General features: G+C 57.5%; 26 protein-coding genes. 12 read left to right on the forward strand and 14 right to left on the reverse strand.

The window, feature by feature from the left end; translation table 11 throughout:
* Nucleotides 1-140: 140 nt before the first annotated feature.
* Nucleotides 141-1970 (forward strand): glutamine--fructose-6-phosphate transaminase (isomerizing), encoded by a 1830-nt coding sequence (gene glmS / locus CLM71_RS23695; RefSeq protein WP_105233145.1) that lies wholly within the window; start codon nt 141-143, stop codon nt 1968-1970.
* A gap of 116 nt (nt 1971-2086) precedes the next feature.
* Complete coding sequence (locus tag CLM71_RS23700; RefSeq protein ID WP_105233146.1) at nt 2087-2743, forward strand: O-methyltransferase; 657 nt, start codon at nt 2087-2089, stop codon at nt 2741-2743.
* 46 nt (nt 2744-2789) lie between these two features.
* Here the strand turns inward: CLM71_RS23700 and CLM71_RS23705 are convergent, their stop codons facing one another.
* A complete protein-coding gene (locus tag CLM71_RS23705) occupies nt 2790-3101 on the reverse strand; it encodes a hypothetical protein (RefSeq protein WP_105233147.1) in 312 nt (103 codons plus the stop codon).
* Nucleotides 3102-3314: 213 nt separating this feature from the next.
* Between CLM71_RS23705 and pstS the strand changes: the two genes are divergently transcribed.
* From pstS to CLM71_RS23750, 9 genes are all read left to right on the forward strand, one after another.
* Nucleotides 3315-4355, forward strand: a complete 1041-nt coding sequence (gene pstS, locus CLM71_RS23710; protein WP_105233148.1) for a phosphate ABC transporter substrate-binding protein PstS — start codon at nt 3315-3317, stop codon at nt 4353-4355.
* Between the two features lie 78 nt (nt 4356-4433).
* Nucleotides 4434-5390: a phosphate ABC transporter permease PstC gene (gene pstC, locus CLM71_RS23715; protein WP_105233149.1), complete on the forward strand. Its 957-nt coding sequence runs from the start codon at nt 4434-4436 to the stop codon at nt 5388-5390.
* 1 nt (nt 5391) lies between these two features.
* Nucleotides 5392-6282 carry a phosphate ABC transporter permease PstA gene (gene pstA, locus CLM71_RS23720; RefSeq protein WP_105233150.1) on the forward strand — a complete coding sequence of 297 codons (891 nt, stop codon included), beginning with the start codon at nt 5392-5394 and terminating at the stop codon, nt 6280-6282.
* A gap of 48 nt (nt 6283-6330) precedes the next feature.
* Entirely contained in the window at nt 6331-7107 is a 777-nt protein-coding gene (gene pstB, locus CLM71_RS23725; RefSeq protein WP_105233151.1) for a phosphate ABC transporter ATP-binding protein PstB, read from the forward strand.
* A gap of 12 nt (nt 7108-7119) precedes the next feature.
* A complete protein-coding gene (gene phoU, locus CLM71_RS23730; protein WP_105233152.1) occupies nt 7120-7863 on the forward strand; it encodes a phosphate signaling complex protein PhoU in 744 nt (247 codons plus the stop codon).
* 251 nt (nt 7864-8114) lie between these two features.
* Nucleotides 8115-9959, forward strand: coding sequence for a polyurethanase (locus CLM71_RS23735; protein WP_105233153.1), 1845 nt, complete (start codon nt 8115-8117; stop codon nt 9957-9959).
* Nucleotides 9960-10128: 169 nt separating this feature from the next.
* Nucleotides 10129-10968 (forward strand): ABC transporter substrate-binding protein, encoded by an 840-nt coding sequence (locus CLM71_RS23740; RefSeq protein WP_105233154.1) that lies wholly within the window; start codon nt 10129-10131, stop codon nt 10966-10968.
* Between the two features lie 77 nt (nt 10969-11045).
* Nucleotides 11046-11771 (forward strand): amino acid ABC transporter permease, encoded by a 726-nt coding sequence (locus CLM71_RS23745; protein WP_105233155.1) that lies wholly within the window; start codon nt 11046-11048, stop codon nt 11769-11771.
* A gap of 1 nt (nt 11772) precedes the next feature.
* Nucleotides 11773-12510 (forward strand): amino acid ABC transporter permease, encoded by a 738-nt coding sequence (locus tag CLM71_RS23750; RefSeq protein WP_105233156.1) that lies wholly within the window; start codon nt 11773-11775, stop codon nt 12508-12510.
* Here CLM71_RS23750 and yieH read toward each other — a convergent pair.
* Complete coding sequence (yieH, locus tag CLM71_RS23755; protein ID WP_105233157.1) at nt 12507-13172, reverse strand: 6-phosphogluconate phosphatase; 666 nt, start codon at nt 13170-13172, stop codon at nt 12507-12509. The two genes, CLM71_RS23750 and yieH, sit on opposite strands and share 4 nt — an antisense overlap.
* A gap of 195 nt (nt 13173-13367) precedes the next feature.
* Between yieH and CLM71_RS23760 the strand changes: the two genes are divergently transcribed.
* On the forward strand, nt 13368-14705 hold the full coding sequence (locus CLM71_RS23760; protein WP_105233158.1) for an NCS2 family permease: 1338 nt from the start codon (nt 13368-13370) through the stop codon (nt 14703-14705).
* A gap of 48 nt (nt 14706-14753) precedes the next feature.
* Here CLM71_RS23760 and CLM71_RS23765 read toward each other — a convergent pair whose 3' ends face one another.
* From CLM71_RS23765 to rpmH, 12 genes are all read right to left on the reverse strand, one after another.
* Nucleotides 14754-15797, reverse strand: a complete 1044-nt coding sequence (locus tag CLM71_RS23765) for a hypothetical protein (RefSeq protein WP_105233159.1) — start codon at nt 15795-15797, stop codon at nt 14754-14756.
* Nucleotides 15798-15891: 94 nt separating this feature from the next.
* Complete coding sequence (locus CLM71_RS23770) at nt 15892-16458, reverse strand: NADPH-dependent FMN reductase (protein WP_105233160.1); 567 nt, start codon at nt 16456-16458, stop codon at nt 15892-15894.
* Nucleotides 16459-16487: 29 nt separating this feature from the next.
* Nucleotides 16488-16805: a hypothetical protein gene (locus tag CLM71_RS24180; protein ID WP_199776391.1), complete on the reverse strand. Its 318-nt coding sequence runs from the start codon at nt 16803-16805 to the stop codon at nt 16488-16490.
* A gap of 67 nt (nt 16806-16872) precedes the next feature.
* Entirely contained in the window at nt 16873-18153 is a 1281-nt protein-coding gene (locus tag CLM71_RS23780) for a histidine-type phosphatase (protein ID WP_105233161.1), read from the reverse strand.
* A gap of 48 nt (nt 18154-18201) precedes the next feature.
* Complete coding sequence (locus CLM71_RS23785; RefSeq protein WP_105233162.1) at nt 18202-19566, reverse strand: MFS transporter; 1365 nt, start codon at nt 19564-19566, stop codon at nt 18202-18204.
* Nucleotides 19567-19719: 153 nt separating this feature from the next.
* A complete protein-coding gene (locus tag CLM71_RS23790; protein ID WP_105233163.1) occupies nt 19720-20529 on the reverse strand; it encodes an inositol monophosphatase family protein in 810 nt (269 codons plus the stop codon).
* A 133-nt stretch (nt 20530-20662) separates the two neighbouring features.
* On the reverse strand, nt 20663-21655 hold the full coding sequence (locus CLM71_RS23795) for a LacI family DNA-binding transcriptional regulator (protein ID WP_105233164.1): 993 nt from the start codon (nt 21653-21655) through the stop codon (nt 20663-20665).
* Nucleotides 21656-21702: 47 nt separating this feature from the next.
* Nucleotides 21703-23067: a tRNA uridine-5-carboxymethylaminomethyl(34) synthesis GTPase MnmE gene (gene mnmE / locus CLM71_RS23800; protein WP_105233165.1), complete on the reverse strand. Its 1365-nt coding sequence runs from the start codon at nt 23065-23067 to the stop codon at nt 21703-21705.
* 132 nt (nt 23068-23199) lie between these two features.
* Nucleotides 23200-24837, reverse strand: coding sequence for a membrane protein insertase YidC (gene yidC / locus CLM71_RS23805; protein ID WP_105233166.1), 1638 nt, complete (start codon nt 24835-24837; stop codon nt 23200-23202).
* Nucleotides 24838-24839: 2 nt separating this feature from the next.
* Nucleotides 24840-25097, reverse strand: a complete 258-nt coding sequence (gene yidD, locus CLM71_RS23810) for a membrane protein insertion efficiency factor YidD (protein ID WP_105233167.1) — start codon at nt 25095-25097, stop codon at nt 24840-24842.
* Nucleotides 25061-25420 (reverse strand): ribonuclease P protein component, encoded by a 360-nt coding sequence (gene rnpA / locus CLM71_RS23815; protein ID WP_105233168.1) that lies wholly within the window; start codon nt 25418-25420, stop codon nt 25061-25063. Before rnpA ends, yidD begins: the two co-directional genes overlap by 37 nt.
* Before the next feature lie 18 nt (nt 25421-25438).
* The gene (rpmH, locus tag CLM71_RS23820) at nt 25439-25579 is read right to left on the reverse strand and encodes a 50S ribosomal protein L34 (protein WP_015842368.1); all 141 of its coding nucleotides are present in this window, start codon (nt 25577-25579) and stop codon (nt 25439-25441) included.
* Nucleotides 25580-26314 lie beyond the last annotated feature (735 nt).

The following is a 26314-nucleotide window of genomic DNA, read 5'->3' on the forward strand; positions in this document are numbered from 1 at the left end:
AAGGCAGCGCAAAACATATAAGTCCTCTTCAGAGGATCATCCCCATTCTCTACAAGGCTCGGGGCGCACGGTAATAACCGGCAAAAAATCAGGTCAGGCATCGAAGCGTCCGAAAAGACGCTTAATTAGGAATAGAATCCATGTGTGGAATTGTAGGCGCAGTAGCGCAACGTGATATTGCAGAGATCCTGTTGGAAGGCTTACGCCGTCTTGAATACCGTGGTTATGACTCGGCCGGGCTGGCGGTCGTCGACGCCGAGGGCCACCTTAACCGCGTGCGTCGCGTAGGTAAAGTCAACGCGCTGGCGGAAGCGGTAGAGCAGCAACCTTTGCACGGCGGCACCGGCATCGCGCACACCCGTTGGGCGACCCACGGCGAACCGACCGAAGCTAATGCTCACCCGCACGTTTCTGATTACATTTCCGTGGTGCATAACGGCATCATTGAAAATCACGAGCCGCTGCGCGAGCTGTTGATTGAGCGCGGCTACCGCTTTGCGTCTGAAACCGATACCGAGGTGATCGCGCATCTGGTGCACTGGGAGCAGCTGCAGGGCGGCACGCTGCTGGAAGTGGTCAAGCGTGTGATCCCTCAGCTGCGCGGCGCTTACGGTACCGTGGTGATGGACAGCCGCGACCCAAGCGTGCTGGTGGCCGCCCGTTCCGGCAGCCCGCTGGTGATTGGCCGCGGCGTCGGCGAGAACTTTATCGCCTCCGATCAGCTGGCGCTGCTGCCGGTGACCCGTCGCTTCATCTTCCTGGAAGAGGGTGACGTGGTGGAAGTTACCCGTCGCACCGTGGCGATTTTTGACCAGCAGGGCAACCCGGTCGAGCGCGAGGAAATCGAGTCGCAGGTGCAGTACGACGCCGGTGACAAGGGCGCTTACCGCCACTACATGCAAAAAGAGATCTTCGAACAGCCGTTGGCGCTGAAAAACACCCTGGAGGGGCGCTTCAGCAATGGCCAGATCAACCTGAGCGAACTGGGCCCGCAGAGCGAAGCGCTGCTGGCGCAGGTGCAGCACGTGCAGATCATCGCCTGCGGCACCTCCTATCACTCCGGGATGGTGGCGCGTTACTGGTTTGAAGCGCTGGCCGGCGTGCCGTGCGACGTAGAGATCGCGTCCGAATTCCGTTACCGCAAATCGGCGGTGCGCCCGGGCAGCCTGATTATCACCCTGTCGCAGTCCGGCGAAACCGCAGATACCCTGGCGGCGCTGCGCCTGTCCAAACAGCTGGGCTACCTGGCGTCGCTGGCGGTGTGCAACGTGGCCGGCTCGTCGCTGGTGCGTGAATCCGATATGGCGCTGATGACCAAGGCCGGCACCGAAATCGGCGTGGCGTCCACCAAGGCCTTTACCACTCAGTTAACCGTGCTGCTGATGCTGGTGGCGCGTCTGGGCCGCCTGAAAGGCATGGCGGAAAGCGTCGAGCACGATATCGTGCACGGCCTGCAGGCGCTGCCTGCGCGCATTGAACAGATGCTGTCGCTGGATAAAAACATCGAGGCGCTGGCGGAAGGCTTCTCCGATAAGCATCATGCGCTGTTCCTCGGCCGCGGCGATCAGTACCCGATCGCCATGGAAGGGGCGCTGAAGCTGAAGGAGATCTCCTATATTCACGCCGAGGCCTATGCGGCCGGTGAGCTGAAGCACGGCCCGCTGGCGCTGATTGACGCCGATATGCCGGTGATCGTGGTGGCGCCGAACAACGAGCTGCTGGAAAAACTGAAATCCAACATTGAAGAGGTGCGCGCGCGCGGCGGCCAGCTGTACGTGTTCGCAGATCAGGACGCCGGTTTCGTCAGCAGCGAAGGGATGACCATTATCCCGCTGCCGCACGTGGAAGAGATCGTTGCGCCAATATTCTACACCGTGCCGCTGCAGCTGCTGTCTTATCACGTGGCGCTGATTAAAGGCACCGACGTCGATCAGCCGCGTAACCTGGCGAAGTCGGTAACCGTCGAGTAAAACCGCTGCTTTTTTGCTGATTAATCCGGCGTGCTGTGTAAACGGCGCGCCGGATTTTTTATGGCGGAAGAACGGCTGAACTATACTGAATGCGGTTCAACGATGAGGAGTCAGGTATGCAGCAGTCGTGGCAGGACGTGGATACTTATCTGGAGCGTTGTTTAGCACATCAGGATGATAATTTGGCGCAAACTTTGGCGCTGAACGCCGAGCGTGGTTTACCGGCGTTTGATGTGTCGCCGCTGCAGGGGCAGTTCCTGACGCTGATGGTGCAAATCAGCGGGGCGCGTCGGGTATTGGAGATTGGTACGCTGGGTGGGTACAGCACCCAATATCTTGCCCGCGGGTTGCCGGAGGACGGCCATGTGGTGACGCTGGAAAAAGAGCCGGCCAACGCGGCGGTGGCTCGGGAGAATCTTCAACGCGCCGGCTTGCTGGAGCGGGTGTCGATTGTGGTGGGTGCCGCAGCGCAGACGCTGCCAACGCTACAGTCTCAGCTGCCGTTCGATCTGACGTTTATCGACGCCGATAAACAAAATAGCCTGCTGTACCTGCAGTGGGCGATCAAGCTGAGCCGCACGGGCAGCGTAATTATCATGGATAATGTGGTGCGAGGAGGAGCTATCGTCGCGGCCCAGCGCGATGTTCATGCCGAAGGCATCCGCCAGGCGCTGGAGGCGGTGCAAAATATGCCGGCATTAAGCGGCACCGTATTTCAGACGGTGGGCGAGAAAGGCTGGGACGGTTTCGCAGTCTTGCGCGTGGAAAAGTGAACACCGCGTAATAACAAGCCGGCCTCAGCGCCGGCTTGTTTATTCGCTAGCCTTTCACCTTATTGCTCAGTTCCTGCAACGAACGTTTTAGCTCATCGATCTGACGATCTTTATTCCTGTTTTCATCCTGCAGCTGTTTTAGCTCCCTTTCATGATTTTTCTGTTGATTGATAAGTTCATCGAGATCCCGCTGCGTATAGTTGGATGTTCGGTAACCGTCATCGCCTTCAAACAGAATTTTTTCGCCGCCTGTGGTGCCTGAGAACCTAGAATCGCGTGGAAAATTATTTGCCGCCATAACGTTGGCAGAAGCCAGCAGAGACAGGCCAAGCGCCGATAAGATAAATACTTTTTTCATTTGAGATCCTTTCGTTTTCGTACTACGTAATCGGAGTCATATTCGGAAGGTAGTATAATCAATGAGTTATATTGTTTTATTGCTGGTTGTCATATAACTGTCATATTTCATACATTTTACTGTCACCAAACTGTCCTATTTTCCCTCCTGCAGCAATACTTACTCTGATGAAAACGATTTGAAATCGATTTTTGATGCCCCTTAGGAGGGATTATGAAACTGATGCGTACCACCGTCGCCAGTATTGTAGCAGCGACTTTCTCCATGGCCTCTGTGTCCGCGTTCGCTGCCGCCAGCCTGACCGGTGCAGGTGCGACATTCCCCGCGCCGGTGTATGCCAAGTGGGCAGATTCCTATCAAAAAGAAACCGGCAACAAAGTTAACTATCAGGGGATCGGTTCCTCCGGCGGCGTGAAGCAGATCGTTGCCAATACCGTTGACTTTGGCGCCTCCGACGCACCGCTGTCCGACGAAAAGCTGGCGGCTGACGGCCTGTTCCAGTTCCCGACCGTGATTGGCGGCGTGGTGCTGGCGGTGAATATTCCCGGTATCAAATCCGGCGACCTGACGCTGGACGGCCAGACGCTGGGTGATATCTACCTGGGTAACATCAAAAAATGGAACGACCCGGCAATCGCCAAACTCAACCCGGGCGTGAAACTGCCGGATCAGAATATCGCCGTGGTGCGCCGCGCTGATGGTTCCGGCACTTCCTTCGTCTTCACCAGCTACCTGGCGAAAGTGAACGCGAAGTGGAAAGAGAAAGTGGGTGCCGGCTCGACGGTAAACTGGCCGACCGGTCTGGGTGGTAAAGGCAACGACGGCATCGCCGCCTTTGTTCAGCGCCTGCCGGGTTCTATCGGCTACGTTGAGTATGCCTACGCCAAACAGAATAACCTGGCGTACACCAAGCTGGTCTCCGCCGACGGCAAGCCGGTCAGCCCGACCGAAGATGCCTTCAGCGCCGCCGCCAAAGGCGCGGACTGGAGCAAAACCTTCGCGCAGGATCTGACCAACCAGAAAGGTGATAACGCCTGGCCGATTACCTCCACCACCTTCATCCTGGTGCACAAGGCGCAGAAGAAGCCTGAGCAGGGCACCGAAGTGCTGAAGTTCTTTGACTGGGCGTACAAGTCAGGCGCTGAGCAGGCCAAAGCGCTGGATTACGCGGTACTGCCTGATGAAGTGATCGAGCAGGTGCGCGCCGCATGGAAAACCAACGTGAAAGACAGCGCCGGTAAGGCTCTGTACTAAACGGCCGAAGCAGCACGCGCCGTTTCTGTAGGGGCCCGGTTCGCCGGGCCCTCCAAGCTTTAAACAGAAGAGTAATTTATGGCTGAGTACAAGCCGACCATCAAAGCGCCGAGCAAAAACGGCGACGTCATCTTCAGTGCGCTGGTTAAGCTGGCTGCGCTGATTACCCTATTGTTGCTGGGCGGCATTATCGTTTCGCTGATTTTTGCCTCCTGGCCAAGCATCCAGAAATTCGGCTTCGCCTTCTTGTGGACCAAAGACTGGGATGCGCCGGCGGAGCAGTTTGGTGCGCTGGTGCCGATTTACGGCACCATTGTTACCTCGCTGATTGCGCTGATTATCGCCGTGCCGGTCAGCTTCGGCATTGCGCTGTTCCTGACCGAGCTGGCGCCGAACTGGCTGAAGCGCCCGCTGGGCGTCGCCATTGAGCTGCTGGCGGCGATCCCGAGCATCGTCTACGGCATGTGGGGGCTGTTCGTCTTCGCCCCGCTGTTTGCCGAATACTTCCAGACGCCGGTGGGCAACGTGCTGTCCGGTATCCCGATCGTCGGCGAACTGTTTGCCGGCCCGGCCTTCGGCATCGGCATTCTGGCCGCCGGGGTGATTCTGGCGATTATGATTATTCCGTATATCGCTGCGGTAATGCGCGACGTGTTCGAACAGACGCCGGTGATGATGAAAGAGTCGGCCTACGGCATCGGCTGCACCACCTGGGAAGTGATCTGGCGCATCGTGCTGCCGTTCACCAAAAACGGCGTGATCGGCGGCGTGATGCTGGGACTGGGGCGCGCGCTGGGGGAAACCATGGCGGTGACCTTTATTATCGGCAACACCTACCAGCTCGACAGCGCATCGCTGTACATGCCGGGCAACAGCATCACCTCGGCGCTGGCTAACGAGTTCGCCGAGGCGGAATCCGGGCTGCACACCGCGGCGCTGATGGAGCTGGGGCTGATTCTGTTTGTTATCACCTTTATCGTGCTGGCGCTGTCGAAACTGATGATCATGCGTCTGGCCAAGAATGAGGGGCGTTAACATGGCGACGATGGATATGCAAAACCCTGAAGCGGTGGCGGAAACCCGCCGCAAAATGCAGGCCTGGCGCCGGCAGAAGAACCGCATCGCGCTGTTTTTATCAATGGCGACCATGGCGTTCGGCCTGTTCTGGCTGATTTGGATCCTGTTCTCGACCGTCACCAAAGGCGTGGACGGCATGTCGCTGGCGCTGTTTACCGAAATGACGCCGCCGCCGAATACCGCCGGCGGCGGGCTGGCCAACGCCATTGCCGGCAGCGGCCTGCTGATCCTGTGGGCGACCATCTTCGGCACACCGCTCGGCATTCTGGCCGGTATTTATCTGGCGGAATACGGGCGTAAATCCTGGCTGGCGGAAGTGATTCGCTTTATTAACGACATCCTGCTGTCTGCGCCGTCGATTGTGGTTGGCCTGTTCGTCTACACCATCGTGGTGGCGAAGATGGAGCACTTCTCCGGCTGGGCGGGCATTGTTGCGCTGGCGCTGCTGCAGGTGCCGATCGTTATCCGCACCACGGAGAACATGCTCAAGCTGGTGCCGGATACGCTGCGCGAGGCGGCCTATGCGCTCGGCACGCCGAAGTGGCGCATGATTTCCGCCATCACGCTGAAGGCGTCGGTCTCCGGCATTATCACCGGCGTGCTGCTGGCCATCGCGCGTATCGCCGGCGAAACCGCGCCGCTGCTGTTTACGTCGCTGTCGAACCAGTTCTGGAATACCGATCTGATGCAGCCGATCGCCAACCTGCCGGTCACCATCTTCAAGTTCGCCATGAGCCCGTTTGCCGAATGGCAGCAGCTGGCCTGGGCCGGGGTGCTGTTAATCACGCTGTGCGTACTGCTACTGAATATTCTGGCGCGTGTGGTTTTCGCCAAGAAAAAGCATGCATAAAAATTTTACGCGTCGCTGTGGCGGCGCGGTAACAAGAGAGAAGTCTTGATGAGTACAAGTGAACTCGCTTCCAGCAGCAAAATTCAGGTCCGCGATCTGAACTTTTACTACGGCAAATTCCACGCGCTGAAAAACATCACGCTGGATATTGCCAAAAATAAAGTGACCGCGTTTATCGGCCCGTCCGGCTGCGGTAAATCCACCCTGCTGCGTACCTTCAACAAGATGTACCAGCTGTATCCGGAGCAGCGTGCCGAAGGCGGCATCCTGCTGGATGGTCAGAATATTTTGACCGATAACCAGGATATCGCGCTGTTGCGCGCCAAGGTCGGCATGGTGTTCCAGAAGCCGACGCCGTTCCCGATGTCGATTTACGACAACATCGCCTTCGGCGTACGCCTGTTTGAAAAACTGTCGCGCGCGGATATGGACGAGCGCGTACAGTGGGCGCTGAGCAAGGCGGCGCTGTGGAATGAAACCAAAGACAAGCTGCACCAGAGCGGTTACAGTCTGTCCGGCGGTCAACAGCAGCGTCTGTGCATTGCGCGCGGCATCGCCATTCGCCCGGACGTGCTGCTGCTGGATGAGCCGTGCTCGGCGCTGGATCCGATCTCCACCGGTAAGATTGAAGAGCTGATCAGCGAGCTGAAGTCGGATTACACCGTGGTGATCGTAACGCACAATATGCAGCAGGCGGCGCGCTGTTCCGACTCAACGGCGTTTATGTATCTGGGCGAGCTGGTGGAGTTTAGCGATACTGACACCCTGTTTACTGCGCCGCAGAAGAAACAGACCGAAGATTACATCACTGGTCGTTATGGTTGATTAGGATGCATCATGGATAACCTGAATTTAAACAAGCACATTTCTGGACAGTTCAACGCCGAGCTTGAGCACATCCGCACTCAGGTGCTGACGATGGGCGGGCTGGTGGAACAGCAGCTGACCGACGCCATTACCGCGATGCATAACCAGGACGGCGAGCTGGCCAAGCGGGTGATCGACGGCGATAAAAAGGTCAATATGATGGAGGTGGCGATTGATGAGGCCTGCGTGCGCATCATCGCCAAGCGCCAGCCGACCGCCAGCGATCTGCGCCTGGTGATGGCGATCATCAAGACCATTTCCGAGCTGGAGCGCATTGGCGACGTGGCGGATAAAATCTGCCGCACCGCGCTGGAGAAGTTTTCGCAGCAGCATCAGCCGCTGCTGGTGAGCCTGGAGTCGCTGGGACGCCATACCGTACAGATGCTGCACGACGTGCTGGATGCCTTTGCACGTATGGATCTGGACGAGGCGATACGCATCTACCGCGAAGATAAAAAGGTCGATCAGGAGTATGAAGGCATCGTCCGCCAGCTGATGACCTATATGATGGAAGATTCGCGCACCATTCCCAGCGTGCTGACCGCGCTGTTCTGCGCCCGTTCGATTGAGCGCATCGGCGACCGCTGTCAGAATATCTGCGAATTTATCTTCTACTTCGTCAAGGGGCAGGATTTCCGCCATCTGGGCGGGGATGCGCTGGATGAGCTACTGGCGGACGGCAAAAAGCCCGAGGAAGATGACGAAAGCGAATAACTTTCTGAACGTTTAAAAGGCGCACACTGTGCGCCTTTTTTTATACCTGCCGAGCCAGATAAAAAATAACTCCGCCAAATAAATAATATTTATTTTATATATTTCTTGGTTTCTGATTTCGTAAGAACAAAATAATCGACACCATGGAATGGTGTCGATTAATATCGCCATGAACACTACGGTGGTGTTAATTGACTGACGCTATCTTATCTTCATTGGAAATATAAAATACAAATAAAAAAGGAATTTGTATGGGTATTTTTAATTATAAAGGCTTGAGCGATGCTGAATCGCAGGAATTATTCTCCGATGCATTAGCCATGACTATGTATAGCTACCATAATCTGGATGATGGCTTAGCCTACGGTTATCAACATTATGGTTTTAACCTGGGGTTGCCGCTCACGCTGCTCACCGCGCTGGTCGGCAATTCCCAGTCGCAGGGCATTGTGCCGGGGTTGCCGTGGAACCCCAATTCCGAACAGCAGGCGCTGGATAAGATCAATGCCGCCGGCTGGCAGGTGATTAGCGCAGAACAGCTGGGGTATCAGGGTAAAACCGATAAGCTGGGCACGTATTATGGCGAATCCTGGAAGTACAAAACCTCTCAGGCGGAAGTGCTGGGCAAATACGACAGCGAGGGGAAATTAATCGGCCTGGGCGTCGCGTTTCGCGGCACCAGCGGCCCGCGTGAAACGCTGATTACCGACACCATTGGCGATGCGATCCACGATCTGGTTGCCGGCCTGGGGCCGGCCTCGTTCTCGAACAATTTCGCGTTGAACGCCTTCGGTCGTTTACTGGCCGACGTGGCCAAGTTTGCCGCGGCAAACGGCCTGAGCGGCGAGGATGTGACGATCACCGGCCATAGCCTTGGCGGTCTGGCGACCAATAGTCTGGCCTTTTTAAGTGAAGACTATTGGGGCGGCTTTTATTCAAACTCAAAATATCTGGCTTTTGCTTCGCCGACTCAGCATGAGGGCGATGGTAAGGTGCTGAATATTGGCTATGAAAACGACCCGGTATTTCGCGTGCTCGACGGCACGAGTTTTAATTGGTCGACGCTGGGGGTTCATGATAAACCGCATGAATCAGCGACCAATAATATTGTTAATTTTAACGATTATTACGCGTCGAAATTCTGGGGGATGCTGCCGTCATCAATATTAAATCTGCCCAGCTGGATCTCGCATATGCCGTTCGCCTACGGTGACGGACTGTCGCGTATCGTTAATTCTGAGTTTTATTCGTTTATGGATCGGGATTCCACGGTGGTTGTTTCTACGCTGTCCGATGTGATGCGCGGTAAAACCTGGGTGGAAGATCTGAATCTTGCGGCGCAAAAACATACCGGCACGACCTTTATTATCGGGACGGATAAGAACGATATGATCGGCGGCGGCAAGGGAAATGATTACCTGGAAGGTGGGGGCGGCAATGATACCTTCCGCGACGGCGGCGGGTTTAACTATATCTCCGGTGGTGAAGGGCATGACACCCTGATTCTGCAACAGGGGATCGCCAAGACGCAGGTGGCTTATGACGGGGAAAACCTCTATCTGCGCGACAGCACCGGCGCCATTACCATCGCCAACAGCGTAGAGACGTTGCGCAGTCAGAGCAGCGGCGTATTCGGCAGCAAGAAGCATGTTGATTATCTGGTAAAAGATGACGGGCTGATGGTGGGCAATGTCCATGTTGATTACACCCGGCACGGCATCGGCAGCGAAGCGGACGATGTTCTGCAGGCGGCCGGCAACCAGCGCTGGCTGTTCGGGCTTGACGGTGATGACACCCTGCTGGGCAGCAGCAGTGGTAACCTGACGTTCGTCGGCGGCAGAGGCAATGATGTGATGCACAGCGCCGGCCAGAACAATACCTTCCTGTTTGAAGGCGAGTTTGGTCAGGATCAGGTGATTGATTTTGGTCAGAGCGACAGGCTGGTGTTCTTTACGCCGCAGGATAAGGGCGGTGATTTCCGTCAGTATGCGACGCAGCAAAACGACGATGTGGTGTTTAACTTCGGCGATAATCAGGTCACGCTGGTGGGCGTTTCTCTGGATTATCTCAGCAACAACCAGATCGTGCTGGTATAACGCCATAATCCGGCGTGCGGGCGTGGCATCAAAGGCGCCATGCCCGTTTATAGACTCAATGGCCATAAAGATAAAATGGTTATAAATATAGCGATTTATATTATTTCCAGCCCTAAATGGCGGCTGCTAGCTTAGCTGACAACAGGACATCAACCACTTAGGAGCCTTTATGAAACCGCGCGTTTTAGCATTCACTCTGCTCGCCAGCCTGAGCGGCCTGGCCGTCGGGACCGCCCAGGCGGATAAGCTGGATGATATTAAACAGGCCGGCGTGGTGCGCGTTGCCGTGTTCGACAGTAACCCGCCGTTCGGCTATATCGACCCGCAGAGCAAAAAACTGGTGGGCTATGACGTGGACGTTGCCGAGGCTATCGGCAAGGCGCTGGGCGTGAAGGTTGAACTGCGCGCCACCAACCCGGCTAACCGTATTCCGCTGCTGGCATCGAAAAAGGTGGATTTGATCGCCGCTAACTTCACCATTACCGATGAGCGCGCGAAAGCGGTGAATTTCAGCGTGCCCTATTTCGCCACCGGGCAGAAGTTTATCGCCCGCAAAGGCGTACTGAAAACGCCGGATGACATTAAAACGCTGCGTATCGGCGCCGATAAAGGCACGGTGCAGGAGATCACGCTGCGCGAGCGCTATCCGACGGCGAAGGTGATCTCTTACGACGATACGCCGCTGGCCTTTGTTGCTCTGCGCAATGGCAATGTACAGGCGATCACCCAGGATGACGCCAAGCTGGTGGGGCTGCTCGGCAACCTGACGCCGGCGCAAAAGGCCGACTTTGAAATTTCACCGTTCAGCATCACCAAAGAGTATCAGGGGATCGGCATTCCCAAAGGGGAAACGCGCCTGACGACGACCATCAATGACACCTTGATCAAGCTGGAGCAGGACGGCGAAGCGGTGAAAATTTATAACCGCTGGTTCGGCCCGGACAGCAAATCGGCCCAGCCGCGCGGCGAGTTTAAAATTGCGCCGCTGGATCGGCAGCCTAAAGCCTGACGTACGGCGCATCCGTTGTTTCTGTCAAAGGTGCGGCATGCCGCGCCTTTGGCGCATACTCAGCCCAGAGGATAACCATGAATTTGCCACCCATCGAGGACTGGCTGCTGGCGCCGCAGTATTTACACTGGCTGTGGCAGGGTTTTTTGCTGACGCTGTGGCTGTCTGCCTGCGCCGGAACGGCGGCGACGCTGTTGGGGTTTGTGCTGGCGGCCCTGCGCGACAGCGGGCTGGCGCCGTTACGCTGGTTGGTCACGGGGTACTGTTCACTGTTTCGTAATACGCCGCTGCTGGTGCAGCTGTTTTTCTGGTACTTCGCCGCCGGGCAGCTTCTGCCCGCCAATGCCATGCAGTGGCTGAATATGCCGCATCAGCTCGGCTGGCTGACGTGGCCCTCTTTTGAATTCCTCGCCGGTTTTGTCGGCCTGACGCTCTATTCCGGTGCGTTTATTGCCGAAGAGATCCGCGCCGGCATTCGCGGCGTCGCCGCGGGACAGAAGCAGGCGGCCAGCGCGCTGGGGTTGGGCCGCTGGCAGGCGATGCGCTATGTGGTGCTGCCGCAGGCGCTGAATATCGCGTTGCCTCCTCTGCTGGGCCAGTATATGAATCTTATCAAGAACTCCTCGCTGACGATGGCGATTGGCGTTGCCGAGCTGTCCTATACCTCACGTCAGGTGGAGACCGAAACGCTGCGTACCTTCCAGGCGTTTGGCGTGGCGACGCTGCTGTATATTGCCGTTATTGCGCTGCTGGAGGGCTGGGGGCTGTGGCGCCAGCAGCGACGGCTGCAGAGGGGGCATTAAGATGGATTTTCGCGTTATTCACGACAATCTGGGCTACCTGTTATGGGGAGCCTGGCCGGATGGCGAACTGGGCGGCGCGGCCCTGACGCTGGCGCTCAGCCTGATGGCCGGCGTCGCTTCGGCGTTGATCGGCATCGTTCTGGGAACCCTGCTGGCGATGTCGCGCGGCGTCGCCGCCGGATTGCTGGCCGCCGTGCTGGGGTTCTTCCGCGCGATTCCGGTGATTATGCTGATCTTCTGGGCCTACTTCCTGCTGCCCATGGTGTTCGGCGTCGAGATCCCGGCAATCACCACCGTGGTATGCGCGCTGGCGCTGATTGCGGGCGCCTATCTGGCGCATGCGGTAAAAGCCGGGATCCTGGCAATTGCGCCCGGCCAGTGGCAGGCGGGGCTGTCGCTGGGCCTGACGCGCTGGCAAACGCTGCGGCTGATCGTCCTGCCGCAGGCGCTGCGCATGATGACGCCGTCGTTTATCAACCAGTGGATCGCGCTGATTAAAGATACCTCGCTGGCTTATATCGTTGGCGTGGGCGAGCTGACGTTTCTGGCAACCCAGGTGAATAATCGCAGCATGGTTTACCCGATGGAGATCTTTCTGTTTGTGGCGCTGGTTTACTTTGTGCTGTGCCTGGCGCTCGATCTGCTGGCCAACGCGCTGGGTAAGCGCTTCAGCCCGCAAAGCAAAGCGCCGCGGCGCTTCTGGCATTGGCGGCGTAAGCCGGCCGTCGCAGCCGGCTAGCGGGTCAGCTGCCAGCCGCGCTGTTTCCACAGCGCCGGCAGTTGCGTCAGCGCATCGAACGTAGTCACCAGCGGGTGATCGATCGGCGGATTATGCGGATCGGCGCAGAAGTAAAAGACCGGAATGCCGGCGGCGATGCCCGCCTGCGCACCCGCCGGGGAATCATCCACCATGATGCAGCGTTCCAGCGGCACGTTCATCTGCTGCGCCGCGTGGTAGATCACCGCCGGGTCCGGCTTCCAGCGTTGCAGATCGTAGCCGCTGTACAATCGGTCATCAAAATAGCCTAGCATGCCGGTCAGGCCAAGCGAGTGCTGCATCTTGCTGACCGGCCCGTTGGAGACGGTGCAGACCGGAACGGTGATCTGCGCCAGCAGTTCGCGCGCGCCAGCAATTTCCTGCAGCTCGCTGTCGAACAGCCGCGCCACTTCCTGACGGAACAGCGGTTCCAGCACGTCCCTGGCCAGCGTGACGCCATGCTCGGCATTCACCCGATCGATAATCTCATACAGCTTGATGCCTTTGTATTTCTTGAATACCTCTTCCAGGGACAGCGTGATGCCGTGCTGGGCGAACATATGCACATAGGCCATGCTGCACAGCACTTCGCTGTCCACCAGCGTACCGTCACAGTCAAATAGGATGCAGTCAATCTGGGTCATCGTTGTTATATCCTTATCGGGAAGCAATGCTGCCACTTTAACCGAAGCGGTACGCTATCGGCGAATAAATCAACGGATTAGCGATTCTCTGCGCGCTGAGGACGGAAAAAAACCGCCGAACGACGTCAAATTGCCGAATTTTTGTTATAGGATAGCCCGCAGACCGTTCTGTTCCCTTCTTCGGAATTCTTGATAATGACCAAACCAGTAACCGGCCTTGTTGCTGAACAAGGCTTGCTTGGGCGCGTGTTTAAGCTCAGGCAACATGACACCACGGTGCGTACGGAAACGATTGCCGGCTTCACCACGTTCTTGACCATGGTGTATATCGTGTTCGTTAACCCGCAGATATTGGGCGCGGCAGGGATGGATACGCAGGCGGTATTTGTCACCACCTGCCTGATCGCCGCGTTCGGCAGCATTTTGATGGGCCTGCTTGCCAACCTGCCGGTGGCGCTGGCGCCGGCGATGGGACTGAACGCTTTCTTCGCCTTTGTGGTGGTCGGCGCGATGGGCATCTCATGGCAGGTGGGCATGGGCGCCATCTTCTGGGGCGCGGTCGGCCTGCTGCTGCTGACCATTTTCCGTATTCGCTATTGGATGATCGGCAATATTCCGTTGAGCCTGCGCGTCGGCATTACCAGCGGCATCGGCCTGTTTATCGCCATGATGGGGCTGAAAAACGCCGGCATCGTGGTGGGCAATGCCGATACGCTGGTTACCGTCGGCAACCTGACTTCCCACAGCGTGCTGTTGGGGGCGCTGGGCTTCTTTATTATCGCCATTCTGGCTTCGCGCAATATCCATGCGGCGGTGCTGGTGTCGATTGTCGTCACCACCCTGATAGGCTGGGCGCTGGGGGATGTGCAGTACGGCGGCGTGTTCTCTATGCCGCCGAGCGTCACTTCCGTCGTTGGCCAGGTCGATCTGGCCGGCGCGCTGAATATCGGCCTGGCCGGGGTGATCTTCTCCTTTATGCTGGTTAACCTGTTCGACTCCTCCGGCACCCTGATCGGTGTGACCGACAAAGCCGGCCTGGCCGATGAAAAAGGCAAGTTCCCGCGGATGAAGCAGGCGCTGTACGTTGACAGCATCAGTTCGGTAGCCGGCTCCTTTGTCGGTACGTCGTCCGTGACCGCCTATATTGAAAGCAGCTCCGGCGTTTCCGTCGGCGGCCGCACCGGTTTGACCGCGGTGGTGACCGGCATTTTGTTCCTGCTGGTGATTTTCCTGTCGCCGCTGGCGGGGATGGTGCCGTCGTATGCGGCGGCGGGCGCGCTGATTTACGTTGGGGTGCTGATGACCTCAAGCCTGGCACGCGTTACCTGGAGCGATCTGACCGAAGCGGTGCCGGCCTTTGTGACGGCGGTGATGATGCCGTTTAGCTTCTCGATCACCGAAGGCATCGCACTGGGCTTTATTGCTTACTGCGTGATGAAGCTGGGCACTGGGCGCTGGCGTGAAATCAGCCCTTGCGTGCTGGTGGTGGCGCTGCTGTTTATCCTGAAAATCGTCTTTGTTGACGGTCATTGATCGTTAATCCGACGGGCCAGGCGCCGCTGGCCCGTCGGATTACTCTTGCTATTCAGCGCTTGGCGTCTTGCCGAGCATCCACTCCAGCGGTTGTGCAAAGCGGGCGAGCCAGCTCTGTTTAGCGCTTTCCGGCTGTTCAAAGTGCAGTACCTGCACCTGATTTTTTGCGCCGAAAAGTTCGGAAAAATCTAATGCTATTGCTTGGGTACTAAATTTTTGTCGGTTGTAGTAAGCAATGACGATGCGCTTATTGCCGGCCAGGCTCTGAGTTGCCGGTTTGATTGCCCCCACCGGCGCCACCAGCAGGCCGCCTGAGTAACACTGAGGATATTTCGCCAGCAGATTGGCGGCGTGCAGAGCGCCCTGACCACGGCCAAAAAGATAAACCGCCTGAGGGTTCAGCCCGAGCTGCGGCGTCAAGTCGTGCAGGGTGCGCTGCACCATATTGTGGGTGCTTTCATCGCTGTAGTTTGACCAGCGGAAGCTGTTTTCCGACAGCATCTGCGTGCCATTCAGCTCGATATAGGCAACTCCCATGGCGCCGAACATCAGCTTCTCCTCGGCGCTGATGTTGGCCTGTTTGCCGTAGGCGTGCAGGAACACCACCGTTGGCCAGCCGCCGGCCGGCGGTTCGCCCTGCGGCAGCGTATAGCTGGCTTTGCCTTCATGCCGCTGCGCACGCTGCTGATAGCGGGCTTTGGTTTGCGCCAGGATGGACTGGTAGGTTTTGCCGTGCTGAATGGCGTTAAAGGCATCCTCTTCCAGCAAGTTGTAGTAATACCACAGGCCGCGTTTGGCGCTGAGCTGCAGATAGCGTTCCGCCAGTTCAGTTTGCCCTTTTTCGGCAGAAGAGACGGCAAGCTGATAAGGCGCCCAGATGCTGTGTTCATCTTCACGCATCAGCGTCAGGTAGAGCGACATTGCCTCTGTTTTCTGATCTTCTTTACTGTGTGCCGAACGGGGCAGTTTGTTATGCAGCGGGCTGTCTGTCGGGAGTTCAACCGGTTCTTCTCCCGCAGGGTAATGCATTTCTGTGGCGTTGACAGGACTGGTGTTAAAAGCCGTTAATAAGGCTAAAATTAAAAAATACATGATTATATTATTGATAGGTAAAAATATTTTGGCATATCCATTCCATTATTGGCGTCTTCTGTGCTTTGTTTTTGAAGACGCCAAAAAGGAAGCCTTATCGCAACTGGGCGATATAATCGCGGAATGCGGCTAACTGGCTGCGCAGAAAATCCAGCGTAGCCTGATCGGTCAGCTCTCCCGCCTGCTCATCCACTTTATTTTGAATCACGCCGCCCATAAATTCGGGCCGGTTCATCACCATCGCATCCAGGAACACCATGATCTGCCGCAGGTGATACTGACAACGCGCACCGCCGATCGGCCCCATGGAACTGGTTTGGATCGCCAAGGGTTTACCGGCCAGCGGCTGGTTCGGCAGGCGTGAAATCCAGTCAATGGCGTTTTTCAGGCCGCCGGGTACAGAGTAGTTATATTCCGGCGTAACGATAATGACGCCGTCGGCCTGGCGAATTTTCTCGGCAATGGTTTCAACCGTGGCGGGAAATCCTTCTTCCTGCTGCAGGTCGGCGTCATAAAGCGGGATATCGCGAATGGAGGGTAAGGCTTCGATAACCATGCCTGGCGGCGCCAGTTTGGGCAGCGTATTGGCTACGATGGCGTTGTAAGAGCCTTTACGCAGGCTGCCTAGTAGGGTCACGATCTTTAATGCTTGGTCTGACATGATGATACCTCCCTGACTAATGAACAGATTCAGCTTAGAACAACCGTTAAATAGTATGGCAAATAACCGAGGGTTAACAGTGAGATTTTGTCGTATCTACGCTTTTCTTGCGGTAAAACAAGAAAAAATGGTGAGGGGAATGTGTGTTTTTGCTTGCTTCGTCCTGTTTTTTCTTTCAGTCTGCTATTTTTGTGATAATTGTTTAAGCTGGTCAACTTGATGAAACGTAGGGACTTTACCTGCGATTGCGCGGCAATTTCACCGCTTTTTTCCAGCCCGAACTGCGGGACAAACTGCCAGCATGGCAGCCGCTTCAGCGGCGGTTCGCGCGCGACCGCGTTGGTCATCGTCTTTCTTCTGTGTGATGTGGCCGATAAGACGTGGCGCATCATGGTGCGCCACGTCGCCGGGCCATTACGGCGTGTAATGCACCGCCGGTAATGCCGTCGGGTCAATTGCCGCGCGCAGTTGGTGTAACGATGCAGACCAGGGGCACAGTACGCCAACCGGTGACGGCCGGCAGCCAGGGCGGCTGAGGTCGGTTTTTAACGGCGGGGTCCGGGCGTCCAGCGGCGTCAGACGACGAATTTGATCGAGCGACTGTGCCTGAAAGTAGGTGCGCAGAAAGCGTTGACCGCTCTGTTTATCGCGCCAGCGCTCAAACACCAGACTGCCGGCCGGCGGAATATTTCCGCGCGGGTACCGATCCTGCTGCCAGCTGAAGCCCAGCAGGGTGCGCAGATAGGCGATATTGGTGTCATGCGCGACGAACAACAGCCAGCGCGCCGGCGGCGGGGCATCAGCCGATGCACGATCGGAGGCTAAAGCCTGCGTTATTTGATTCAGCAATACCGAACCGCCGCGCCGGGCGATATAGGGTACGTCATTGGTAAAATCGTAGCGGGCGGTGAGCAAGGGTAGCAGAGGCGCAATCGCCGACGCGCTGCCGCCGTGGCCGAAGGCCACCTGCGCGGCGGGCAGGTTCTCGCTGTATGCCAGGCGAATGCTTTCCGCCATATTAGACAGGGTGCCAAGGCCGGTGATGCTGAAGCGGCCGTCCTCTTTGCGTTCGATGCGCCAGGGTTGCTCAAAGGCCGGGCAGGGCTTGTTCGGCTGGCAGACGGCGGCCTGCAGGCGAGCAATGTCACGGCTGAGGCGCTGCTGAGCCTGCTCCGGGCTGCCGCCCATCGCCTGCTGGATCGCCGCCCGGGCTTTTTCCGCGTCCAGCGGCGTCAGCCCCATTTTATCCGCCTGAAATAACGGATCCTGCTTGTCGCTGACCGCATGGATCGCCACGCCGCAGCCGGGAAATGCCCCATCCATCAGCGCCTGAGCGGTGGCGCGGGTACGTTGCAGCGGGCTGGCCCAGACGTACACCGCGCCGGGAGCCGGGCAGCCGCGCTCAAGCAGCCCTTGACGCCGATAATATTCGGCCTCGTAACGCCCTTTCAGCACGGCGGCCGCGTAGCCGTGGCCGGTGAGCTCGCCGTCGCGGGTGGTCCATTGCGGCCAGGCGCGATCGGTACCGTCCTGCATCGCCTGCCGGTTGCCGGGCGTCGGCGGCCTGACGCCATGACGGCTGACCTCCACCACTTTTTCCAGCACATAGTGTGATTCCGCCTGACTGGCGCAGGAGGCCGCGCCCAGCACAACGGCAAATAACAGGCGTGACCATCCCTTTTGCGAAAGCAACATGACTTATTCCTCGCTATTTTTAATTAAGGTTAATCTATTTATTTAATTTTATGAACGGGATATTTGCGTTTGCCGATGTATTGTCTGGCGGTGAGCAACAATGCCGGCGGTAATAAATGTCAGCGCAGCGGAAAATAAACCGGCGCCGATCCAAAACAGCGATAAGGTGTCAAAATTATACAGCGTTTTACCTGCTTCAATCACCGAGGTGCGATCGATAATCACGCCGGTAATACATTCACCCAGTCCGGCGCCGGCATAGCTGGCAATACCGATGGTGCCGAGCGCGGCGCCGGCCGCTTTCTTCGAAGAGATATCCACCGCGATTAAGCCGCCGAGAAAACAGGTCAGAGCGCCAATCGTCGCGCCGAAGATAATCATCGACAGCACGTCGGTGTAGTCGTTACGCGGAAACCACACCATCAAGGCGAAGCCGGCGGTATTTAACAGGCCGATTGCCCCCGCCATGATGCTGCGGTTACGCGGGAAGATACGATCGGATAGGATACCGGCGATAATGGTGCCGGCGATGCCGGCAATGGCGTTGACGCCGATAATGCCGGAGGCTTCCAGCGTGGTGTAGTGCTTGGCCTGCTGTAAAAAGAAAATGCCCCAGGAGTTGACCGCGTAACGGTCGATATACATAAAGGCCGAGGCCAGCGCCAGCGTCCACAGCGCCGGGTTGCGCAGCGACCACAGCTGGTTTTTCAGCACCGTTCCCTTATCTTCCGACAGGGCTTCCGGTTCGTTGCGGATCACGCCAATCGGCGGATAGCCGGCGCTTTGTGGCGAGTCGCACATAAACAGTAAAATTAACACCACGCCCACGACGCCGAGCATCGCCGTGGTGAAATAGCCAAAATGCCAGCCAAAGGCGGCGATCACCGCGGCGATGGCCATATAGGTCACCGCTTCGCCAATATTGTGCGCCGTGGACCAGATGGCGTAGAAGGTCCCGCGCTCTTTATTGCCGTACCAGCGCGCCAGCGATACGGCGCACGGGCCGACGCCCATGGACTGCGCCCAGCCGTTGATGCCCCAAAACAGCGTCAGCAGCAGCGCGTTGGTGGTCATGCCCATCATAACGTTCATCCCGGCGCTCAACAGCAGCCCCAGGCTCATAAAACGCACGACGTTGGCATGGTCGGCCAGGAACCCGTTCACCAGCTTGCCGATGGCGTAGCAGAAAAACAGGGCGGAACCGATCATACCCAATTCGCCGGGGGTGATGCCGATGTCGACCAGGGCGCTTTTCGCCACGGTGAACGACAGCCGGCAAACGTAAAACATCACGTAAGCCGCCGTCATCGCCAGAAAGGTGCGGCCGCGCAGGAGGCGGAATTTTTTCTCATTCAGCGGGCCATGGGAAGGCGTGGCCGGCGCCGCTTTAAAATAAGCGAAGATACCAGACATAATTTCACTCCATAAGGCGGATTAGCAAAATACACGCCGATTAAGCGCTCTGCGGTTATTCCGTTGGCAGAGAAATTTGTCCTTAACTATTTTAATCTGTAGGGCACATAATCTGAATAAATTGCCTTTCCATTTATTTTTTCGAGCAAGCGGTTATTTAACCTGTTGCTGAATTAATTCACGCAGCTGGGAATAAATCTCCGCGTTGGCCATTAACGCCACGTTGCCTTTCTGTAATCCCCGATCGGCCAGGAAATCATTGGTGACGCCGCCGGCTTCCTGCACCAGCAGCATGCCGGGCAGGCTGTCCCAGGCGTTCATATGTGGCTCGTAATAGCCGATTAAGCGGCCGGCGGCGACCTGAGCGGTCATCAGCGCACCGGAACCGCTGCGGATAAACATGCCGCCGGCGTGCAACAGGCGGCTGACAAACGGCACAAACTCTTCCGGCGTCACGCGGTGCGAGGTGCCGACCCCCATCACGCCATCGCGCAGTGAACGGCCCGGATGCACGCTGATGGGCGCATGATTGAGAAAGGCGCCGCCGCCGCGCCGGGCGTGGAACATTTCCTGATGGTTGGGATCGTAAACCACGCCGATAACCGGATCGCCGTCGAAGATCACGCCGATCGAGACGCACCAGGTATGTAATCCGTTGAGAAAACAGGCGGTGCCGTCGATCGGATCCACCACCCAGGTGTAGGGCGCGGTGCCGTGGCCGCCGCCGCTCTCTTCCCCGAGAAAATCGTCCTGAGGAAAGCGCTGGGCGATCAGACGACGCGTCAGCGTTTCCACTTCCCGATCGGCCTGGCTGACCACGTCCTGCAGGTCGCCGCCCTTGTGCTCAACGGCCAGCTGCTGGCGCCGCTGGTAAAAATCGTACGCCAGCCTGCCGGCCTGTTGCGCAACGTCGCAGGCAAAGCGGTAGCGCGCTGCGATATCCTGTTCAGATGTTGATGCCATTTTCCCTCCGCTGCATTTGCACACGTGTGCAATTTAAATGATAACACGGTGTTGTTACGAGATTGCTACAGGATAATGGCGAAAGTGAAAATTTTATTCCGTGATCGTTCGCGCATAAAACATAATTTTCGTTTTATGCCGATCCTCGCACGATAAGCTCGACGGGGACGCTTTTGCGCACCGCCGGCTGATTGAAGTGGCGGATGCGGCTGACCAACAGGTCTACTGCGGTACGCGCCAGCATTTCCGTATCCTGACGCAGGGTGGTCAGCTGATAGGCGGAAAAATCTGCCTGTGGGATATCGTCGAAACCGATAATCGGCAGCGTGCGTGCGGGGTGATGACGGCGTATAAAATCCATGGCGCCAATGGCCAGCATATCGGTGGCGCAAAACAGGGCGTCGAGCTGCGGCCGTTGCGTCAACAGCGTGGCTGCCGCCTCCCAGCCGGCCTGGTAACCCCCTTGCGGGCAGATCGCGCTGGTGACCGTCAACTGTTGCTCGCTGAGCCGGCGGGTGAACGCCTGTTGCCGCTGATGGCTGCTGAAGGAGGCGTCTTCGCCGATAAACCCCGGATGTTTTACCCCATGCTGCATCAAGCGCTGCGCGGCCTGCTGCGCGCCGTCGCTGTTATCGCTGCATACCTGATCGGCGCCGTCCAGCTCCGCCTGGCGGTTGATCAGCGTCACCGGGATTTTGCGCGCCAGGTATGCTTCCGCCAGCGACAGCGGCGGGGCGCCGGAGGTCAGGATCACGCCCGCGACGTGATAACTTAACAGCTCGCGCAGCTGCGGCTCCAGCTGCTGAGGGTCATCGGCATTGATCAGCAGCGGCATAAACCCCTGTAAGGTCAGGTGGTGCGTCAGCGGCGCCAGCAGTTTACTGCGGAAAGGGTTGTCAAAGCCGGCGGTGACCAGGCCGATGAAGTTACTGCTGCCGGTAATCATCGAACGGGCGATGATATTGACCTGATAACCCAGCTCGGCGGCGGCCGCTTCTACCCGCCGGCGCGTTTTTTCAGAGACGGAAGCGCCGGGGGTGAAGGTGCGTGAAACGGCGGAGCGTGAAACGCCCGCCAGGCGCGCAACGTCGCTGGCGGTAACCCAACTGTTTTTTGCATCACTCATGACTGCCGTTTCCCGCTGGTTGGCGCGGCGCTTTTGCCTCGCGCTGATTATTTCCCGATACAGAAGCTGGAGAAGATGCGCCCCAGCAGGTCGTCGGAGGTAAATTCGCCGGTGATTTCGCTCAGCGCCAGCTGCGCCTGCCGCAGTTCTTCCGCCAATAGCTCACCCGCGTAAGCGCTCACTAACTGTTCCTTGCCCTGCAGCAGGTGCTGCGCCGCCAGTTCCAGCGCCTGCAGATGGCGGCGGCGGGCCAGGAAGCCGCCTTCCATATTGCTGGTGAAGCCCATGCTCTGCTTCAGGTGGTCGCGCAGCACCTCGATACCGTCGCCGGTTCGCGCCGACAGGCGAATAAGTGAGTGACCATTCACTTCCGTTATGCCCTGCGATTCGCCGGTGATGTCTGCCTTGTTGCGCACCACGGTGATCGGCAGTTTGCCGGGCAGGCGCGCCATAAATTCCGGCCAGATCTCGGCGGGTTCGGTGGCGCCGGTGGTGGTGCCGTCCACCATAAACAGCACCCGATCCGCCTGTTCAATCTCGCTCCAGGCGCGTTCGATGCCGATACGTTCCACCTCATCGCTGGCCTCACGCAGGCCGGCGGTGTCGATGATGTGCAGCGGCATGCCGTCGATATGGATATGTTCGCGCAGCACGTCGCGGGTGGTGCCGGCGATATCTGTGACGATGGCCGCTTCACGACCGGCTAACGCATTGAGCAGGCTGGATTTTCCTGCGTTTGGCCGGCCGGCGATCACCACCTTCATGCCCTCGCGCAGCAGGCTGCCCTGACGCGCTTCGCCGCGTACTTCGTCAAGGTCGCCGATCACCGCGTTCAGCTGGGCTTCGATTTTGCCGTCAGAAAGGAAGTCGATTTCCTCATCCGGGAAGTCGATCGCAGCCTCCACATAGATTCGCAGGTGAGTAAGTGCTTCCACAAGCTGGTGGATACGGCTGGAAAAAGCACCCTGCAGCGAGTTCATCGCCGAGCGCGCCGCCTGCTCGGAGCTGGCGTCGATCAGGTCGGCAATCGCCTCCGCCTGCGCCAGATCGAGCTTATCGTTCAGGAAGGCGCGCTCGGAGAATTCGCCGGGCTGCGCAATACGCACGCCGGGCAGCGCCAGCACGCGCTTAAGCAGCAAATCAAGGATCACCGGGCCGCCGTGGCCCTGCAGCTCCAGCACGTCTTCGCCGGTAAATGAATTCGGCCCCGGGAACCACAGCGCAATGCCCTGATCGAGGGTAGCGCCGTCGGCGTCGCGGAACGGCAGATAGTCGGCGTAACGCGGCTTTGGCAGCTTGCCGAGCAGCGTCTGGGCGACCTCGGCAGCTTTCTGGCCGGAGATACGCAGAATGCCGACGCCGCCGCGTCCCGGCGGGGTGGCTTGGGCGACGATGGTATCGGTGGTATTCATAGCCTTTATCCTTCAACGGGCAGCTGCGCTGCTAAAAACCTGTTGTTCATCATATCAGATACAAAAAGGCGGTCTCGCGACCGCCTTTTGGGATGACTGCAAACGTTCGGCAACCGAACGCCTACAATACGCTTATGTCTTTTTCTTGTCGCGGCTGTGCAGGCCGCGTTTTTCCAGGCCGCGATAAATCAGCTGCTGCTGGATGATGGTCACCAGGTTACTGACGATGTAGTACAGCACCAGACCGGACGGGAACCACAGGAAGAACACGGTGAAGATCACCGGCATGAAGGTCATGATCTTCTGCTGCATCGGGTCGGTCACGGTGGTCGGCGACATCTTCTGGATGAAGAACATCGTCACGCCCATCAGGATTGGCAGGATGTAGTACGGGTCCTGCGCCGACAGGTCATGGATCCACAGCGCGAACGGCGCGTGACGCAGTTCTACCGAGCCCATCAGCATGTAGTACAACGCCAGGAAGATTGGCATCTGAATCAGCAGAGGCAGGCAGCCGCCCAGCGGGTTCACTTTCTCCGCCTTGTACAGCGCCATCATTTCCTGACTCATACGCTGCTTGTCTTCGCCGATACGTTCACGCATCGCCTGCAGTTTTGGCTGCAGCATGCGCATTTTCGCCATCGAGGTGTACTGCGCTTTGGTCAGCGGGTACATGATGCCGCGCACGATAAAGGTGATGACGATGATCGAGAAGCCCCAGTTGCCAATAAAGCTGTGCAGGAACTTCAGCAGCTTGAACAGCGGTTGGGAGATGAACCACAGCCAGCCGTAATCCACCGTCAGGTCGAGATGCGGCGCCAGTTCAGCCATTTGGTCCTGCAGTTCCGGGCCAACCCACAGCGTCGAGTTCAGCTGCTGTTGTGCGCCGGCCTGCACCACTACCGGCGTAGACTTGAAGCCGATGGCCGACTGGTCATTGCCCAGCTTGGCGGTATAGAAGGTGTTGGTACCCTGCGTAGCCGGCACCCAGGCGGTAGCGAAGTACTGCTGCAGCATGGCAACCCAGCCGCCCTGCGTGGAGACGCTCAGATTCTCGTCTTTATCAAACGCGTATTTTTCGTACTTGGTGTCGCTGGTGGAGTACGCCGCGCCGCGGAAGGTGTGCAGCGCAAAGTTGCTGCTGCCGGTGTCGCGGTGCTTAGGCAGTTCGGTGGTCTGCTTCAGCTGGCCGAACAGGGTCAGCTCCAGCGGGGTTGAGCCTTTGTTGTCGATGTTGTAATCGACGCCGACCGCATAGTGGTTGCGCTTCAGGACAAAGGTCTTGGTATAGACGGCGCCGTCTTTGCCGGTAAAGGTCAGCGGAATGCGCAGCTCGTCCTGACCGTCGGCCAGGGTATAGCTGTCCTGTGCGCTCTGATACAGAGGACGCTCGCCGTTGGCCGGGTTATCCGGGCCGTTTTTGCCGGTCAGGCCGCTTTGCGCCTGATAAACAAATGACGGTGTGGTTTCCAGCAGCTGGAATGGAGTCGATGAACCCAGGGTATCCGGGTAAGCCAACAGTTTAGCCTGCTCGATATCGCCACCGCGGGTGTTGATAGTCAGCGACAGCACGTCGGTATTAACGGTAATCAGTTTACCTTGGCCGCTGGCGGGTACGCCTGAGCTTGTGGCATCACCGGTTGCGGAATTCGTGGTCTGCGTCGTGGTCTGCGCGGCTGGTTGCGGAGCGTGGTCCGTCTGCCAGGCCTGCCAGATCATGAAAGACACGAACAGCAAAGCGATGAGAAGAAGATTGCGTTGCGAATCCATCGTTAGTGTTCTCTGTTATCGTCGGTTTTCGGCGGCACGGGATCATCGCCACCTGGGTTCAAAGGGTGGCATTTTAATACGCGTTTCACTGTCAACCAACTGCCTTTTATCATGCCGAACCTGCTTAATGCCTCAATTGCGTAATGAGAACATGTCGGCTGGAAGCGACAACGAGGCCCAAGCAGCGGACTGATGACGAGCTGATAGCCTCGCACCAGCCCGATCAGGATGCGGGAGCCTGGCGACAGTGGCGACGCCATAATTTTTCCAAAGCTTCCGTCAACGCGCGGTTATCCAGATCCGCTATCCCCTTTTTCGCCACCACGACAAAATCCATCGGCGGCAGCTCATGCTGACGTAAACGGAAGCTTTCGCGGGTTAGGCGTTTGATTCGGTTACGTTCATGGGCGCGTTTGACGTGTTTTTTGGCGACGGTAAGACCGATGCGGGGATGCCCCAGCTGGTTCAGGCGGCCGAGAATGGTGATTTGCGGCGTGCCGGCCCGTTGTGGCTGCTGGAAGACGAAAGTGAAATGAGTGGGAGTTAACAAACGTAACTCCCTGGGAAAAGCGAGCTTAACCACTCAGAGGGTTAGCTTTTATTACTTAGAAACAGACAGACGAGCACGGCCTTTCGCACGACGGCGGGCCAGAACTTGACGACCATTTTTAGTGGCCATACGAGCACGGAAACCGTGGCTACGGTTGCGCTTCAATACGGACGGTTGGAAAGTGCGTTTCATGGCGATTTCTACCTAAACTTAAATTGATTACTGATCAGTAAACGCGTTTGGCTACTCGGCGTGAAGACGACCGACGCCTCAATCGCAATACATAAAGAGGCGGGATTGTAATAATTGTACAGTCCTGAGTCAATTCACATTGCGTTAGCCTACCTGGTTGCTTGCCAATACGGCATAAAATCCGGCTTGGCCCGTGGTCAACGCAGAATCCCGTCTGGCGAATAACGCACCATGAAGGAACCAGGCATCACACGTAGGGCGAAGATTATACGGACTCAGGGTTAAATCGCAAGGATCCGCGCGCGATCCCGGTGATAAAGCGCAAGATCCGCAGGTGGATAACCGGGTATAACCTGTTACCGATGTAAAAAACGCACCCTGACAGACAATATAATGCGGTGAATGACCGGATTTTGTGGAAAAGATCGCCGCGCGCCGGGGTCTGTGGATAAAATGGATCTAATCTGTGAGGAAGGGGAGGATCTCTGGCTCCATTTGCGCTATGATCCGTTGTTCCGATCGCGATCTCCCATGCCGGGATCGTGGCCGGGCGACCCTGAAATTCGCCGCGCAGCCTCCGGGTGCGACGGTCATGTGGAAGGGATAAACCGTGAAAGGCGGTTCGCATGCCCCCAGGCGGTCAGCCGATACCGGGCCTGTGTCAAAAACCATGAGTTATAAAAAAGTAGCCCGATTCTTTTCTTTATTATTGATCTTGTTCGAGTGGAGTCCGCC

Source organism: Serratia sp. MYb239 (assembly GCF_002966855.1).
Classification (GTDB): Bacteria; Pseudomonadota; Gammaproteobacteria; order Enterobacterales; family Enterobacteriaceae; genus Serratia_B; species Serratia_B rhizosphaerae.

What these genes read in the sequence shown, in the direction of transcription:
- CLM71_RS23735 (WP_105233153.1), top strand. Translation starts at nt 8,115, where the DNA reads ATGGGTATTTTTAATTATAAAGGCTTGAGCGATGCTGAATCGCAGGAA.
- CLM71_RS23740 (WP_105233154.1), top strand. Translation starts at nt 10,129, where the DNA reads ATGAAACCGCGCGTTTTAGCATTCACTCTGCTCGCCAGCCTGAGCGGC.
- CLM71_RS23750 (WP_105233156.1), top strand. Translation starts at nt 11,773, where the DNA reads ATGGATTTTCGCGTTATTCACGACAATCTGGGCTACCTGTTATGGGGA.
- CLM71_RS23765 (WP_105233159.1), bottom strand. Translation starts at nt 15,797, where the DNA reads ATGTATTTTTTAATTTTAGCCTTATTAACGGCTTTTAACACCAGTCCT.
- CLM71_RS23790 (WP_105233163.1), bottom strand. Translation starts at nt 20,529, where the DNA reads ATGGCATCAACATCTGAACAGGATATCGCAGCGCGCTACCGCTTTGCC.
- pstB (WP_105233151.1), top strand. Translation starts at nt 6,331, where the DNA reads ATGAGTACAAGTGAACTCGCTTCCAGCAGCAAAATTCAGGTCCGCGAT.
- pstC (WP_105233149.1), top strand. Translation starts at nt 4,434, where the DNA reads ATGGCTGAGTACAAGCCGACCATCAAAGCGCCGAGCAAAAACGGCGAC.
- CLM71_RS23760 (WP_105233158.1), top strand. Translation starts at nt 13,368, where the DNA reads ATGACCAAACCAGTAACCGGCCTTGTTGCTGAACAAGGCTTGCTTGGG.
- pstS (WP_105233148.1), top strand. Translation starts at nt 3,315, where the DNA reads ATGAAACTGATGCGTACCACCGTCGCCAGTATTGTAGCAGCGACTTTC.
- mnmE (WP_105233165.1), bottom strand. Translation starts at nt 23,067, where the DNA reads ATGAATACCACCGATACCATCGTCGCCCAAGCCACCCCGCCGGGACGC.
- CLM71_RS23770 (WP_105233160.1), bottom strand. Translation starts at nt 16,458, where the DNA reads ATGTCAGACCAAGCATTAAAGATCGTGACCCTACTAGGCAGCCTGCGT.
- yidC (WP_105233166.1), bottom strand. Translation starts at nt 24,837, where the DNA reads ATGGATTCGCAACGCAATCTTCTTCTCATCGCTTTGCTGTTCGTGTCT.
- yidD (WP_105233167.1), bottom strand. Translation starts at nt 25,097, where the DNA reads ATGGCGTCGCCACTGTCGCCAGGCTCCCGCATCCTGATCGGGCTGGTG.
- CLM71_RS23795 (WP_105233164.1), bottom strand. Translation starts at nt 21,655, where the DNA reads ATGAGTGATGCAAAAAACAGTTGGGTTACCGCCAGCGACGTTGCGCGC.
- CLM71_RS23745 (WP_105233155.1), top strand. Translation starts at nt 11,046, where the DNA reads ATGAATTTGCCACCCATCGAGGACTGGCTGCTGGCGCCGCAGTATTTA.
- CLM71_RS23780 (WP_105233161.1), bottom strand. Translation starts at nt 18,153, where the DNA reads ATGTTGCTTTCGCAAAAGGGATGGTCACGCCTGTTATTTGCCGTTGTG.
- rpmH (WP_015842368.1), bottom strand. Translation starts at nt 25,579, where the DNA reads ATGAAACGCACTTTCCAACCGTCCGTATTGAAGCGCAACCGTAGCCAC.
- CLM71_RS23705 (WP_105233147.1), bottom strand. Translation starts at nt 3,101, where the DNA reads ATGAAAAAAGTATTTATCTTATCGGCGCTTGGCCTGTCTCTGCTGGCT.
- CLM71_RS24180 (WP_199776391.1), bottom strand. Translation starts at nt 16,805, where the DNA reads ATGACCAACGCGGTCGCGCGCGAACCGCCGCTGAAGCGGCTGCCATGC.
- phoU (WP_105233152.1), top strand. Translation starts at nt 7,120, where the DNA reads ATGGATAACCTGAATTTAAACAAGCACATTTCTGGACAGTTCAACGCC.
- yieH (WP_105233157.1), bottom strand. Translation starts at nt 13,172, where the DNA reads ATGACCCAGATTGACTGCATCCTATTTGACTGTGACGGTACGCTGGTG.
- CLM71_RS23785 (WP_105233162.1), bottom strand. Translation starts at nt 19,566, where the DNA reads ATGTCTGGTATCTTCGCTTATTTTAAAGCGGCGCCGGCCACGCCTTCC.
- glmS (WP_105233145.1), top strand. Translation starts at nt 141, where the DNA reads ATGTGTGGAATTGTAGGCGCAGTAGCGCAACGTGATATTGCAGAGATC.
- pstA (WP_105233150.1), top strand. Translation starts at nt 5,392, where the DNA reads ATGGCGACGATGGATATGCAAAACCCTGAAGCGGTGGCGGAAACCCGC.
- CLM71_RS23700 (WP_105233146.1), top strand. Translation starts at nt 2,087, where the DNA reads ATGCAGCAGTCGTGGCAGGACGTGGATACTTATCTGGAGCGTTGTTTA.